We start from the raw sequence: 14,390 nt of genomic DNA on the forward strand, positions 1-14,390 counted from the left end.
GGCGGGCGCCTAAGCGCCCGATTTGCTCAATTCCTCAGAATTGCTGCCCGCGTCTTCAAAAAACTTCCGAATGCCACGTGCGGCCTGCCTGATACGCTGTTCGTTTTCAACCAGACCGATACGTACAAAACCTTCACCGTGTTCACCAAAGCCGATTCCCGGAGCAACCGCCACATCTGCCTTTTCAATAAGCAGCTTGGAGAACTCCAAAGACCCTAAATGTTTGAACTGGTCTGGAATTGGAGCCCAGGCAAACATAGATGCTTCCGGAGCGGGAATATCCCAACCGGCGCGTCCAAAAGAGTCGATCAACACATCACGGCGCTTCTTATAGATCTCGCGTGTTTCACGAATGCAATCATCTGATCCGTTCAGCGCAGACGCAGCTGCCACCTGAATTGGAGTGAACGCACCATAATCCAGATAGGACTTCACGCGAGCAAGAGCCGCAATCAGACGTTCATTACCAACTGCAAAGCCCATACGCCACCCCGGCATGGAGAAGGTTTTGGACAAAGAGGTAAACTCAACAGCAATATCCGTTGCCCCCTCTACCTGTAGGATGCTCGGAGGAGGAACATCACCAAAGTAGATTTCGGAGTACGCCAGATCAGAAAGCACATAGATTTCGTGCTTACGCGCGAACGCAACCACATCGCCATAGAAGTCCAGATCAGCTACACTTGCTGTCGGGTTCGCTGGGAAGCACAAAATAATTGCAATTGGCTTCGGTATGGAATGGACCACAGCCCGCTCCAGAGCCTCAAACAGCTCAGGACCCGGAGTTGCCGGGATAGACCGCAGTGAACCACCTGCCATCAGGAAGCCAAATGCATGAATTGGATAGGATGGATTAGGGACAAGCACCACATCGCCCGGCGCGGTAATCGCCTGGGCCATGTTGGCAAACCCTTCCTTGGACCCCAGTGTCGCAACAACTTGCGTATCTGGGTTTAGCTTTACACCAAAGCGACGCTCATAATAGCCAGCCTGTGCCTTACGCAGTCCCGGGATCCCTTTGGATGCGGAATAGCGATGTGTGCGCGGGTTCTGAACAGTCTCCACCAGCTTATCGACAATATGTTGCGGAGTAGGCAAATCTGGGTTGCCCATACCCATGTCGATAATATCGGCGCCTGCCGCTCGCGCTTTGGCTTTCAGACGATTGACCTGTTCAAAGACATAGGGCGGGAGCCGGCGTGTCTTGTGAAAGTCGTCCATGACGCGAGCCTCACTTTCTTCAGTTTAGCGTTTCAAGCTATATTTTGATTTCTGTTCAAACTTGGTCCCGAGTCATTTCAGCCAAGTTTCCACGGCCTTTTAGCAGGTGCGAACATTTTTCGCATCATTCATGAGGGATAAAACCGACATTTTTTTAAAGTTTTCAAAGAAGATGTGAAACTTTAAATCCAAAGAAAAAGCCGCAGGATTCTGCGACTAACAACGGGACCTACAATTTCAACTTGAGAAATTAGACGGCTTTCGCACAAAATGCACAACTAAAGGTGCACTCACCACATTAGAAACATGGCGAAAGATTATTGCGCCTGCACATCCTGAGATTGCTCAGCCTGCTCACCAGCAATCGTTTTCAGCTGTTCTGCACTGGACTCAAAGCTCCCACCAAGACCTGCCCTGCGCTTACTCTCAGAGGAGATTGCAAGCAGATTGGCTTCAGAAGCCGCACGCTGTTCTGGGGAAAGCAAATCGCTGGAAACTTCTGGCGGCAGTTCAGCCACACCAGTCTGCTTTGCGCCGTTGCCTTTTTCGATGGCCTCGTAAACCGTCAAAGATTCGCCAAATGCACAACCGCCAACAAAACCTGCCAGCACAACTGCACAGCAAACTCGTTGAAACTTAAGCAACATCTGGAACCTCGCGTTTTATCTGATGACGACACAAAAGCAGCGCACATAACTTTATTAAAAATGCACTTAGCAGTTGCGTCATCCGTAGTCCACATATATTACCCTGTTAACAACACATAGTTTATTACTCTAGGGCAGCTGTCATTTACTGAACACAGAACACGATATACTCAAACCATAACCGATAAATATTAAGAAGAAATACTATTAGAATTCGGAGTATTCCGAGTTTTCCTCAAGAGTTGAACTCATCCATAAAACTTAAGAATAACCCAAAACTTCTCACAGTTCCGCAAGATCACTTTACTTGCTAAATACCTACTAAGAATCCACCTAAGGACTAAGACAATCAGCATGGATTTTCACGTGCCTGTCAAAATTCTTAGGGATATACTCATTATGCCGTTTTTGTAGGCTAAGACACCGCCCCATTACGCATGAGTGTATGTGGCATATTTTTGAGCACGATCACGCACACCAAATACTATTGGGTCTGGCGAGTATTAATCAGACACCAGATACGAGGACTGAGCAGGCAAATGACCGGTGAAGACACCAATCCAATGTTGCAGTACATCCTCAATAATCCTGAGGAGTTTGCCAAGAACCTCTCCGAGATCGCCGAGAATGGCGGCAAGGCTCTGGCAGCCTATCTGGAGCCTCGCGAAAAAGGCGAAGCAGCATCCGGTGGCACCGAAGAACTCAACGCAGTGGTAAAGACACTCGCTGAGGTCGGTAATTATTGGATGAAAGACCCTTCCCGCGCCATAGAAGCTCAAACCAAGCTCTGGTCTGGATATATGAACATCTGGAACTCCACGCTCCAGCGCATGGCTGGAGAGGAAAGAGAACCAATCGTCGTCCCCACCAACACTGACAAGCGCTTTAAAGACAGTCAGTGGGACGACAACAACTTCTTCGACTTCATCAAGCAGATGTACTTGCAAACGAGCAACTGGGCTGAAGAACTTGCCGAAGGCGCCGATGAACTGGATGACCACACGCGCCATAAGGCGGGCTTTTACATAAAGCAAATCTCCAATGCCATGTCGCCGTCCAACTTCATCCTCACCAACCCGGAGCTGCTGCGCGAGACCATGTCGTCCAACGCCGGCAATCTGGTGAAGGGCATGAAGTTGCTCGCAGAAGACATCAAGGCCGGTCACGGAGACCTACGCATCCGTCAGACTGACCCGGACAAGTTTGAAGTTGGCGTGAACGTTGCTGTCACACCCGGCAAGATCGTAGAACAGAACGATGTTTGCCAGCTGATTCAATACACACCAACGACAGAAACAGTTCTCAAACGTCCGCTCCTTATTGTTCCGCCTTGGATCAACAAGTACTACATTCTTGATCTTAACAAGGAAAAGTCCTTCATCAGATGGGCAGTCGATCAAGGCCATACTGTCTTTGTAGTCTCGTGGATCAATCCGGATGAGACGCAGGCTCAAAAAAGCTTTGAGCATTATATGCGCGACGGCATTCTCAACTCTCTGGAGCGCATTCGCAAAACCACACAGCAGACGACCGTCAACGCCATTGGTTACTGCGTCGGCGGCACTTTGTTGGCTGCTACCCTCGCCTACCTTGCCAAAATCGGAGAGCAAGATCGCATTTCATCCGCAACCTTCCTGACCACTCAGGTGGATTTCACCTATGCAGGCGACCTGAAGGTGTTTGTGGACGAAGAGCAGATCGAAATTCTTGAACATCGCATGGGCGAGAAAGGATATCTGGACGGCTCCAAAATGGCGACGGCCTTTAACATGCTGCGCTCAAACGACTTGATTTGGCCTTATGTCGTCAACAATTATCTGCGCGGTAAAGATCCATTCCCGTTTGACCTGCTCTATTGGAACGCGGACAGTACGCGCATGCCGGCAGCCAACCACTCCTACTACTTGCGCAATTGCTATCAGAAGAACGCACTTGCGAAAGGCGAAATGGAACTGGCCGGGCAAAACCTCGATCTGAGCGATGTCCAAATCCCGATCTATAATCTGGCAACAAAAGAAGACCACATTGCACCTGCAAAATCCGTATTTAAAGGCTGCGGATGTTTTAGTGGTCCCGTAGAGTACGTTCTGAGTGGCTCAGGCCACATTGCTGGCGTCGTCAACCCGCCATCCAAAGAGAAATACCAGTACTGGACAGGAAGTAAGCCAGAGGGCGCTCTGGAAAACTGGATGCAAGATGCACCTGAAACACCGGGATCATGGTGGCCACACTGGCAAAAATGGATTACATCTCAGGATGATAATCAGGTAAAAGCACGCAACCCGGGCGCACGTCGCACAAAAATTTTGGAAGATGCACCAGGCAGTTATGTTAAGGTGCGCATATAAAGAGAACACGCAGTGAGTCTGCTCGACGCCACGCTTGTTCTCACGGAATGAATGGAGGACAACGTGGCAGGAGATCCTAAGCTATCACAAATGCAACCGCGAAAGATCGGCGGCTGGGATCCTCGACATGTTCGGCACCTGAACACCCAAAGCGCAGCACTTACGCGCATGAACAAACCCAAAAACCTCTTGGTTAGATGCCTTGTGCTTCCTGCATTGCTTGCGCCCTTGTGGTATCAACCAGTACTAGGCTGGTTTTGGGCATTAGCCTTATCACTTGCAGCTGTTGCATGGGTTTGGGTCATTCCACCTTTTGGCAAAAAAGCAATTGGCGCTCAAACCTGGCTGCAAAAGGCGATACTAGGTGAGCGAATGTGGCTAAACCGGATGTTTGTTCCGGTTCCAGCCCCTTATCATCAAAAAGCACTCGCTCTTCTTGTCATCGGTCTAATCGCAGTTGGCACAGCAATCTGGGCAGCAACCACCAACAATCTTCCGCTTATGCTTACGGGCGGCATCCTCGCCTACCTCGCAAAGCTCGCCTCACTGTTTGTGATGGTAAAAGTCTTCGAGCATATGAAAAATGCTCATCCGCTCTACAAGAGCTGGCGCAACATTCCAGTCAACGACAACAGCCTGAAAGCAAAAGCGAGCTGAGTCTTAGTCAGTCAACAAGGGCGCACTATAATCGTCTTGCTTTGCAGAAACAGACGAAACACGCCTCTGTTCTGAAACAAACCAGTAATCTGCTCCGGAGCATTCGGGCTGGACGATTACATATCCCTGCGATTTCATAAAGGTAATTAAGGCACCTTGCTGCTTTGAATTATGATTGTGCTCAACGCATAAGAAGTCAAAGGTTCTGCGCGAAAAATCTATTCCTTTGAGGACCTCCAGCTCAGTTCCCTCCGTATCAATGGATATGAAGGGAATATGATCAGGAACATTGTGTTGAACCAGAATATCCTCAGTCCGAGCAATCGGAACCTCAATCTCACGCCCCGGCTTTGTCCCCTGCCCTACGACTGAGAGCATTCCAGAGTACTCGAAAGTATCAGCACAAAAGAAGCGAAGCGCCCCTCCACCTGAACTCCAAGCCGCCCTCTTATCCAGATCAGCATCACGCCCCGAGGAAATCTGCTCCCAGCAATCTGGATTGGGCTCCACAAGCAAACCAGACCAGCCCAATGCCTTTTCAAAAAGGAAGCTGTTGGAAAGATGCGTTCCATCTCCAACGCCTATTTCTACAAAAAAGCCCTTTTGCTTCTCGTAGAATGGAAACTGCTTCAGGAAATGCAACTCCTGAAAACGTTGTGCACGGCAATAATAGAAATACCGCTCACTCAATCGCGCAAGCTGCTCATCAACCAAGCCAACTCGCAGAAACTCTTCCAACCGCCTCATATTGGAAAAGCCCTTATGCTCTTTCAGATAAAGCACCCTCGAAGCGCTCAGGTTTTTCTTATCCAACCGCAACGCAAGACGAGCCAGCGTCCCACTTCGCCTGTGCGGAACAAGCGCCATTAGGAATGCCGACAAGAACTTTTGCGACCACTGGATCAATGCACATCTCCACCGCAGTTTCGCACAAACGTGGCAGGTATCCCTCGGCGCAACAACTCTGCAATTTCACCCACGGCAAGACAGAGAGCTCAAACACAAAAAGGGCCGCCAAATGGCAGCCCTTTCCGCACAACTGTTTCCAGTATCGCGTATTAGCGCTTGGAGAACTGGAAGGAACGACGAGCTTTACGCTTACCGTACTTCTTACGTTCAACAACACGGCTATCACGAGTAAGGAAGCCTTCTTTCTTCAGAACCGGACGCAGTGCTGGCTCGTAGAAAGTAAGTGCTTTAGAGATACCGTGACGAACAGCACCAGCCTGGCCGGAAAGACCACCACCAGCAACAGTAACGTTGATGTCGTACTGGCCATCACGCTCGGTGAGCATGATTGGCTGACGCAGGATCAGCTGAAGTACTGGACGAGCGAAATACTCAGAGTACTCTTTGCCGTTTACAACGATTTTACCGGTGCCTGGCTTGATCCATACACGAGCGATAGCGTCTTTACGCTTACCAGTTGCGTATGCACGGCCTTGTGCGTCGAGCTTCTGAACATGTACAGGAGCTTCGTTCTCGGTAGGGGCGATTGCGCCGCCCAGTTCCTCAAGGGACTGTAGCTCAGACATAATTAACCCCTCTTCGCATTTTTAGGATTCATGGCTTTAACGTCTACCACTTCTGGAGACTGGCCATCATGCGGATGTTCTGCAGCAGCATAAACACGCAGGTTACGCAGCTGTGTACGGGAAAGAGGTCCGCCTGGCATCATACGCTGAATAGCCTTTTCCAGAACGCGTTCTGGGAAACGACCTTCGATCAGCTGACGTGCAGTGCGCTCTTTGATACCGCCAGGGTAACCAGTGTGCCAGTAGTACTTCTTGCTCTGGTATTTTTTACCAGTCAGTACAACTTTGTCTGCATTGATAACGATTACGTTGTCGCCATCGTCGATATGTGGTGTGTAGGTCGGCTTGTGCTTGCCGCGCAGACGGTTTGCGATGAATGCTGCCAGACGGCCAACAACAACGCCTTCTGCGTCGATCAAGATCCACTTCTTGTCGACCTCAGCCACTTTAGTGGAATGAGTCTTCATAAGATCTACCGTAGTTTTGACGGTTAAAATTCTTGGGAGAAATTCGTTCAGGCCCGAAAGAGCAGCTAAACGTGATAGCTCCGTGTAGGAACGGGTAGATACGCGAGCTTGGGCACAACGTCAAGAACAAAAAAACACACACTCAAGCAAATTAGTCAATAAAATCAATATGATACAAAATAGGTATTATAATACCACACTTTTTCCGCATGAATCTGAGGGTTTTGCACCTCAGGAGACACCTGCCGCGCGTGCAGCAGTCAGAATAAGATCATCCACCTGCAATTCATAGAAGACCCAATTGGCGCTGTAACAGCTGACATAATAGCCTAAACCTGCAAGAGCCACACGATATTCGCGCAAATTGATGGGTGTGAAATGAACCGGATAAAAGAACCGCCAGCGGCTTCGGGTCAGGCGTGTCGTCAACGTGGCATTTGCCAGCAGAAGATTGAAGAACACAAGGCTCACGAAGACGATTGGATCTCCAATGAAGGCCGTATCCAGATAGAACATCGTATCGCGGAATTCAGCAAAGACCCGAGGCTCACTAACCACATAGAGATCAAAGAACGCTGGAACAGCCAGAATCAAGAGGATGTTCAGTGCTAGAAAGCCGATATAGCCGATTGTGGCGAGCAGCGTACCAAAGCGGAGTGGCACCAACAGGAAATCAAGAATGAAACCGAAAAACGCACGATAGAACACAAGCCTGCCTCCCCACACGCCGTCTTCTCAGGTCTCCCATCCATCAAAAAACGGCCTTTGGCTTTAGTCCCTGAATTTTAAGTGGCTTTTTGCTTTTGGATCAACAGACAATTCAACTTTCAGGCAAATTTAATTTAAAAATTTCAATAAGCTGAGAGTTGTAGGCACTTCAACGCAGTGCAGTCTTACGGAGCACGTGCCTCATGCATTGGATAACATGGGATGAACACATTTCCGTGCGGAAACTATCGAATCGATTGTTCAATCCCAAATTGTTTTTCTCAACTATGAGATTTTTGAATGCACCTTCCCCTTTTCTCTCTTATTTCGTTCTTACTCATAACCCCTGCTCTTGCTGATGCGCCACCACTTCAGATCATAATTGAAGCTGACGTAGCCTCCCCCATGAGCGGAACTGCAACAGTGAGTTTTCCAACTCCGCAAAAAATCAAGTTGCTGAAGCCCCGCACTCTTCGAGGAGACACAGAGACTTCCGCAATCCAATTCCTCTGTGATGGCATTCAAAAAGCCAACGTTGCCTATGAAGAGCAATTCTCATGTCGTGAGCTACAGTGGACTGTCACCTTCCAGAATGTGCAGGCCGCCCCTAACGCCATTGCCAATCAACAGAACCTCTACTCTCCTGCCGGGTGGTGGAGCCTGACGGAGTGGAATGACATTCCTCGCTTCGAAGGTATCTCTAAAGTAGAGGTCTGCGGTAAAGTCCATGGCAAGACATATGCAATCAAATGCAACCCTCTGCCTGCACCAAACCAACCACCTTTGATCCTCACATGGGGGAAGTCCACCAAAACGCTGGCAACTGGACAAACGGCGCTCACACTCTTCAAAGATGACCCAACTTCAACCATGAAAGCTGAGAACCTGCTCGCTCTTCAACAGCAACTTGAATACCTGCAAGAAGTGCTTGGTTCTGAGGAGAATGCACCAAACTATATCGACCTTGTATGGGTCGCAATCGACAAGGAACTGAGGCAAACAGCCGGTGCTGCTGGCAAACAAGCGTTCCTCGCCAATTTTGCAGTAACAGATGGCCCAACCACAAACGACAGCATCGCAAAACTTCATTGGGTCTCCGCCCACGAACTGTTTCACATGCTTGCAACCCAACCTTACCCACTCTGGATATCTGAGAGCCTTGCTCAGTATTACGGCTATAAATCACTGGAAAAAGCAGGTTTGCAAACAAAAACTCCAATGGAGCAATGGCAAACCTTTAAAGAGCACTACCCCCATGCGGCAATAGGCCTTTATGAAGCCCACCTCAATGTAACGCGGGAGAATAACTCCAGCTACTATCCTCTTTTCTATATGAAAGGCGCTGCATTCTGGCTGGCAGTCGATCAGGAATTGCAGAAGGCAGGAACATCACTCGATGAGGTTCTGCCTCAAATAAAGTCTGCAGCATCTAATGATGCGACATTGTCGTCGGGCACAATCAATCTCCTGAAAACTACGCTTTCGAAGCAGCTTGTTTCGACGCTACAACAACAGTACCTCCACTAAGCACATTTCAGGTTCCCATGATCACGCAGGCTTCAACTCAGTATCAACGTCTCAAGAGCATCAGGCATCGACAAGATGGAACTCCATGCGCCGTTCAGTCCGACAGCAGACTGACGGATATCGCTCTGACAAAGTGCAAGCTGGATCGTTTCCCATCAGAGTTATTGCATCATAGATCCTTGCGAAGCCTCTATCTGGGACAAAATCCAATCAGCGATTTACCGCAGAATCTTTCTGATCTGCAGGCCCTGAAGGAACTCTACATCTACGGATGCAAGCTGACACAACTGCCCGACAGCCTATGTGACATGCCAAATCTGGAGATCTTGGACCTCAGCCACCAAGCACTGGAACATCTTCCTGCAAAGATAGGCGCTTTGAAGAAACTGCGTGTGCTCTATGCCAGCAACACAGTCATGACGCAGCTACCGAAAAGTATTGGTGATCTTTCTGCTCTTGAGTATCTCGGCTGCACCGACAACACCATCGCGCATCTCCCGGAGAGCATTGGGAACCTGCAAAGTCTGAAAGAGTTGAGACTCTACGGCAATGGCTTGTGTGCACTTCCCCTGAGTTTTTCCGATCTCTCATCCTTGCGAGAGGCCTATTTGCGCAACAACGCTCTCACAAAACTTCCTGAGGACGTAGGCAAGTTGCATCAGCTCGAAGTGTTGGACCTCCGCAACAATCAAGTCTCTCAGCTCCCAGAAGGATTTGGAGACCTTCCCAACCTTTACCAATTAGATCTCAGGGCAAACCCGTTGGAGGAGCTACCCTCCAGCATGAGCAACCTGAAGAGTCTGCGCAAATTGGACCTACGCTGGACACGCCTGACCAAAGAGCCGGAGTGGTTTGAAATCCTGCGCGCACAAGGCACTCTGATTTATCTCTGACCTTTAAAGTGCCCCTAAAAAACAGTGGTAGCGACGTATGTCCTAAATATTATCATGGGGAATGCATCGCTATCTCTTACTCACCCTATCATTTTTGCTGGTTTGGGCTTGGAATGCTAACGCGCAAGAAAGCAAGTTCCGCAAACGCCCTCGTAGTCTGTTCAAGCAACCAGCTTGCTATTGCACCAACCGTGGCATTCGGATCGAACTGGGTGATTTTTCCTGTCTCTATGTAGATGGCACTGCCTATCTGGCTCAATGCCAAATGGCACTCAACAATCCAATGTGGCGAAAGATCCAAAATGGTTGCCCAACAACTCAGTTGGACAACAAAAAACACGCATCCTATCCCTTGAACGAGGCCGGAGGGATGGAGTAAGTCGCTGTGGCATGGGCAATCAGATCATCGCTGCCTTGGCGAGTGATTTCACAATCCATAACGACAAGACGCTTGCCGCCCTTCAGGATGCGACACGTGGCGATCATCTCACCAGCTTCAGCTTTGCGTAGGAAGTTGATATTGATGTTAGTGGTCACAGCAAGTGCATGAAGCCCCATATTGCCCAGCAGAACCACATAGGCCGCATAGTCAACCAGAGCCATTAACGAAGGGCCAGAAACAGTACCACCAGGACGCAAATGCGCGTCCCCGGCCTTGAGCCTGACAATTGCTTTTCCCGGTAGAATTTCATCGATGAAATGTGCACGACCTAACGCGTGCATCTGCGGAAATGCCTTGTCCAGAAATTCCGTCAGCTCTGCCGGACTAAACTTAACAGCAGGCGCCGCTACCTCACTGGTCATGAAGTCCCTCCTCCTCACGCAAGCCGACATATTGAAATATGGCTCCATGATTTACCAGATGAACAAAAGTTCTAAACCGTTGCGCTAGGCTCAAGTTTTGTTCACTCTGTGATTTAACACTTAATCAAGGCCCGATAGCCTGCTAAAGGCATCTCAACGACTATTTACAGTACTATGGAGAACCACCATGTCTGACGCAGGCACCACTAAAGATCAAAGCGAAGCAGAACGCCCAATGCTTGGCAAACTGCTGCACAATGGTGTTCAGCGTATCGTCATGCAGCGCCCGGAGCGCATGAATGCTCTGTCCATGGCCATGATGAAAGAGCTCTGCACCGCGCTGGATGAAGCGGCAGCAAACCCGGAAGTGCGCGTTGTGTTGCTCGGTGCTGAAGGTAAAGTCTTTTGCGCAGGTCACGACCTGAAAGAGCTAACAGCTGCACGAGCACAAGCAGATGACGGCAAAGCCTTCTATCAGCAGACATTCGATCAATGCGCTGAGCTCATGCAGAAGATCGTGAACCTTCCAAAGCCAGTCATCGGCGTTGTAACTGGCGTTGCAACAGCAGCAGGCTGCCAGTTGGTTGCCTCCTGTGATCTGGCATTAGCACTGGATACAGCAACCTTCTGTACCCCGGGCGTTAACATCGGCCTCTTCTGCTCCACCCCAATGGTAGCTCTCACCCGCAACATTGGCCGCAAACAAGCCATGGAAATGCTATTGACCGGTGAAAGCATTGATGCCTCCACCGCGAAGGAATACGGGCTGATCAACCGGGTGGTGCAAGCCGATTATCTGGAAGTCGTGGTTCAGAAATACGCTGAAGTGATTGCGTCTAAATCAGCCCTCACAGTCAAAACCGGTAAGGAAGCATTCTACAAGCAGGCTGATATGCCATTGGCAGAAGCATATGCTTACACCTCTCAGGTCATGGCAGAGAACATGTTGGCCAATGACGCAGAAGAAGGCATCAACGCCTTCCTTCAAAAACGCACACCAGATTGGAAAGACAGCTGATCAAGATGTAGGGAGCCGCACATGACAGCCGGGCATTCAAAAAGATCACTAGCTCAAAAGCTAGGTCTGAAACCCGGCATGAGCTGCTGGTGGCACAACATGCCACAAACCGTCTCCGATGAAATTGCAGCAGGAGTTGACGATCTAGTCCTCCTGCCTACTCTGGAAAACGGCGTAAACACTGCCCATATTTTTGTAACGGGTCAAAGCGAGCTAGCAGATCTGCTGAATAAACTGCGCAGGAAACTGAATGCAGGCGGTATGATCTGGGTGTCATGGCCCAAGAAGGCATCCAAAGTCCCCTCACAGGTGACAGAAGATACGGTGAGAGAAGTTTGCTTGCCTATGGGGCTGGTCGATATCAAGGTTTGTGCGATTGACGCAGTCTGGTCCGGCCTCAAGCTTGTTATTCGCAAGGAGCTGCGTGCAGAGCACAGACGAATGCAGTTGGCAGCCAAGGAAATTGCAGAAAGTTGATAAGAACATGAATCACGATCATTATGCAAACAGCTACATCCAAGGCATTTTGGAAGGCACCAAGACAATCGCATTGGTTGGAGCTAGCAACAAGCCAGAACGCGCCAGCTTCCGCGTTTTGAACTACCTGCTGGAAGAAGGGTATACCGTTTATCCGATCAATCCCGGTCAGGCCGGAACCGAGATCGCAGGCGCAAAAGTCTATGCTTCCCTGACTGACCTTCCAGAACCTGTCGACATGGTAGATGTCTTCCGCAATTCAGAAGCGGCTGGCGGTGTCATTGATGAGGTAATCGCTCTGCCAACCCATCCCAAAGTAATCTGGCTTCAGCTGGGTGTGAGAAACGACGACGCAGCAGCACGAGCAGAAGACAAGGGAATCAAAGTGGTAATGGATCGCTGCCCTAAGATCGAAATTCCACGTCTGGCATCAGTTGCAGCCAGCTAAACACTCCTATAAGGCGCTCTCGATGCCGCGAAAATTGAGAGCGCATCCGATAAGTTAGAACGATTTTCCAATCTCACCAAGTAGAAGCGAACAGAATTTCAAGCATCAAATAGTCGTCAAGTTGCTTGAGCTTTCTGCAAGAGTGAAGCACGCTCATCTTTTCATCTGCGCTTGCCAACCTCCGGTTGCCCCCTCATAGTTCCTAGCGGGAAATTATATAAATTTCAGCAGAGAATGACGCGCCTGTTCCAAGGAATTGCAAAGCATGCACCTTGCGCAGCACCGCTCCATCCTGCAAGCGCATTGAAAGGACTGCCTCATGAGCGATCACACCCCAGGCTTTGATACCCTTGCAATTCACGCAGGCGCGAAACCAGACCCAACCACAGGCGCGCGCGCAACACCAATCTACCAGACCACATCTTTCGTGTTTGAGGATGTAGACCACGCAGCGTCCCTGTTCGGCCTGCAAGCATTTGGCAACATCTATACCCGCATCACAAACCCAACCACCGCTGTTCTTGAAGAGCGCGTGGCAACATTGGAAGGCGGCACTGCAGCTCTAGCCGTGGCGTCCGGCCATGCAGCACAGCTTCTGGCCTTCCACGCCCTCATGACCCCCGGTTGCAACATCGTTGCCTCTAAGCGCATGTACGGCGGCACCATCAACCAGCTCAACCATTCATTCAAAAGCTTCGGCTGGGATGTGAAATGGGCCGAGGGTCTGGACGCACAAAGCTTCGCAGACCAGATCGACGAAAATACTCGTGCCGTCTTCATCGAAAGTATCGCCAATCCGGGCGGTGTGATCATGGATATCGAGGGCATCTCAACAGTGGCCAAAGAAGCTGGTGTCCCGCTCATCGTCGACAACACAATGGCGACCCCGTACCTCTGTCAGCCAATCAAGCATGGTGCAGATATCGTGCTGCATTCCCTGACCAAGTTCATGGGCGGACATGGCAACTCCATGGGCGGCGCAATTGTTGACGCTGGTACATTCGACTGGGCTGCCTCCGGCAAGTATCCAATGCTGACCGAACCCCGCCCAGAATACAACGATATGCGACTGTTTGAGACCTTCGGCAACATCGCTTTTGCGATCTGCTGTCGCGTGCTCGGCCTGCGGGATCTCGGCCCTGCTATCTCTCCACAAAATGCCTTTATGCTCATCACAGGCATCGAGACACTAGCACTGCGCATGCAAAAGCATTCTGACAATGCCTTGAAGGTCGCTGAGTTCCTCCAGAGCCACTCAGCTGTCAGCTGGGTTTCCTACGCAGGCCTTGCCAATGACCCATTCCATCAGGCACATCAGAAATACTGCCCGAAGGGTGCAGGCGCTGTCTTCACCTTCGGCCTGAAGGGTGGCTATGAGGCAGGCGTTGAACTGGTAAAAGGTCTGGAGCTGTTCTCTCATCTTGCCAACATCGGTGACACTCGCTCACTCGTAATCCATCCAGCATCGACAACACATCGCCAGCTGTCTGACGCTCAAAAGACAGCCGCTGGAGCGGGCCCTGATGTTGTTCGCCTTTCCATCGGCATTGAAGATGCTGCCGATATCGTCGCAGACCTGAAACAAGCCCTTGAAAAGGCATAATACCTATATATTTCAATGCAGTATGATTGATAAATGA

Annotated in this window: 15 protein-coding genes; 8 read left to right on the forward strand and 7 right to left on the reverse strand. The window is 50.0% G+C overall.

Features of this window, described 5'->3' with window-relative positions; translation table 11 throughout:
- Window positions 1–9 precede the first annotated feature (9 nt).
- The gene (locus PsAD26_RS18305) at window positions 10–1,221 is read right to left on the reverse strand and encodes an LL-diaminopimelate aminotransferase (RefSeq protein WP_063311591.1); all 1,212 of its coding nucleotides are present in this window, start codon (window positions 1,219–1,221) and stop codon (window positions 10–12) included.
- A 317-nt stretch (window positions 1,222–1,538) separates the two neighbouring features.
- The gene (locus PsAD26_RS18310) at window positions 1,539–1,868 is read right to left on the reverse strand and encodes a hypothetical protein (RefSeq protein WP_208981015.1); all 330 of its coding nucleotides are present in this window, start codon (window positions 1,866–1,868) and stop codon (window positions 1,539–1,541) included.
- Between the two features lie 539 nt (window positions 1,869–2,407).
- On the opposite strand from PsAD26_RS18310, the gene phaC reads away from it, so the two are divergent.
- Together phaC and PsAD26_RS18320 are read left to right on the forward strand one after the other, a co-directional pair.
- Window positions 2,408–4,216, forward strand: a complete 1,809-nt coding sequence (phaC, locus tag PsAD26_RS18315) for a class I poly(R)-hydroxyalkanoic acid synthase (RefSeq protein WP_063311592.1) — start codon at window positions 2,408–2,410, stop codon at window positions 4,214–4,216.
- Between the two features lie 63 nt (window positions 4,217–4,279).
- On the forward strand, window positions 4,280–4,873 hold the full coding sequence (locus tag PsAD26_RS18320; protein ID WP_208985752.1) for a DUF6653 family protein: 594 nt from the start codon (window positions 4,280–4,282) through the stop codon (window positions 4,871–4,873).
- 3 nt (window positions 4,874–4,876) lie between these two features.
- Here PsAD26_RS18320 and PsAD26_RS18325 read toward each other — a convergent pair whose 3' ends face one another.
- The 4 genes from PsAD26_RS18325 to PsAD26_RS18340 form a co-directional block, all read right to left on the reverse strand.
- Window positions 4,877–5,779, reverse strand: a complete 903-nt coding sequence (locus PsAD26_RS18325) for an FkbM family methyltransferase (RefSeq protein WP_208985753.1) — start codon at window positions 5,777–5,779, stop codon at window positions 4,877–4,879.
- Window positions 5,780–5,931: 152 nt separating this feature from the next.
- Window positions 5,932–6,408: a 30S ribosomal protein S9 gene (rpsI, locus tag PsAD26_RS18330; RefSeq protein WP_063311595.1), complete on the reverse strand. Its 477-nt coding sequence runs from the start codon at window positions 6,406–6,408 to the stop codon at window positions 5,932–5,934.
- A gap of 2 nt (window positions 6,409–6,410) precedes the next feature.
- Window positions 6,411–6,875, reverse strand: coding sequence for a 50S ribosomal protein L13 (rplM, locus tag PsAD26_RS18335; RefSeq protein ID WP_057464394.1), 465 nt, complete (start codon window positions 6,873–6,875; stop codon window positions 6,411–6,413).
- 231 nt (window positions 6,876–7,106) lie between these two features.
- Window positions 7,107–7,583, reverse strand: coding sequence for a hypothetical protein (locus PsAD26_RS18340; RefSeq protein ID WP_208860425.1), 477 nt, complete (start codon window positions 7,581–7,583; stop codon window positions 7,107–7,109).
- A 300-nt stretch (window positions 7,584–7,883) separates the two neighbouring features.
- On the opposite strand from PsAD26_RS18340, the gene PsAD26_RS18345 reads away from it, so the two are divergent.
- The gene (locus PsAD26_RS18345) at window positions 7,884–9,110 is read left to right on the forward strand and encodes a hypothetical protein (RefSeq protein WP_063311596.1); all 1,227 of its coding nucleotides are present in this window, start codon (window positions 7,884–7,886) and stop codon (window positions 9,108–9,110) included.
- 17 nt (window positions 9,111–9,127) lie between these two features.
- Window positions 9,128–10,003, forward strand: coding sequence for a leucine-rich repeat domain-containing protein (locus tag PsAD26_RS18350; protein WP_063311597.1), 876 nt, complete (start codon window positions 9,128–9,130; stop codon window positions 10,001–10,003).
- Window positions 10,004–10,348: 345 nt separating this feature from the next.
- Here PsAD26_RS18350 and PsAD26_RS18360 read toward each other — a convergent pair whose 3' ends face one another.
- Window positions 10,349–10,807, reverse strand: a complete 459-nt coding sequence (locus tag PsAD26_RS18360) for a PaaI family thioesterase (RefSeq protein ID WP_063301208.1) — start codon at window positions 10,805–10,807, stop codon at window positions 10,349–10,351.
- A 187-nt stretch (window positions 10,808–10,994) separates the two neighbouring features.
- On the opposite strand from PsAD26_RS18360, the gene PsAD26_RS18365 reads away from it, so the two are divergent.
- The 4 genes from PsAD26_RS18365 (at window position 10,995) to PsAD26_RS18380 (ending at window position 14,353) form a co-directional block, all read left to right on the forward strand.
- The gene (locus PsAD26_RS18365) at window positions 10,995–11,825 is read left to right on the forward strand and encodes an enoyl-CoA hydratase (protein ID WP_063301209.1); all 831 of its coding nucleotides are present in this window, start codon (window positions 10,995–10,997) and stop codon (window positions 11,823–11,825) included.
- A 21-nt stretch (window positions 11,826–11,846) separates the two neighbouring features.
- The gene (locus PsAD26_RS18370) at window positions 11,847–12,302 is read left to right on the forward strand and encodes a DUF3052 family protein (protein WP_063301210.1); all 456 of its coding nucleotides are present in this window, start codon (window positions 11,847–11,849) and stop codon (window positions 12,300–12,302) included.
- A gap of 7 nt (window positions 12,303–12,309) precedes the next feature.
- On the forward strand, window positions 12,310–12,750 hold the full coding sequence (locus tag PsAD26_RS18375) for a CoA-binding protein (protein ID WP_063301219.1): 441 nt from the start codon (window positions 12,310–12,312) through the stop codon (window positions 12,748–12,750).
- Window positions 12,751–13,069: 319 nt separating this feature from the next.
- Window positions 13,070–14,353 (forward strand): O-acetylhomoserine aminocarboxypropyltransferase, encoded by a 1,284-nt coding sequence (locus PsAD26_RS18380; protein ID WP_063311599.1) that lies wholly within the window; start codon window positions 13,070–13,072, stop codon window positions 14,351–14,353.
- Window positions 14,354–14,390 lie beyond the last annotated feature (37 nt).

The sequence above is a fragment of the Pseudovibrio sp. Ad26 genome (assembly GCF_001623285.1).
Lineage (GTDB): Bacteria > Pseudomonadota > Alphaproteobacteria > Rhizobiales > Stappiaceae > Pseudovibrio > Pseudovibrio ascidiaceicola.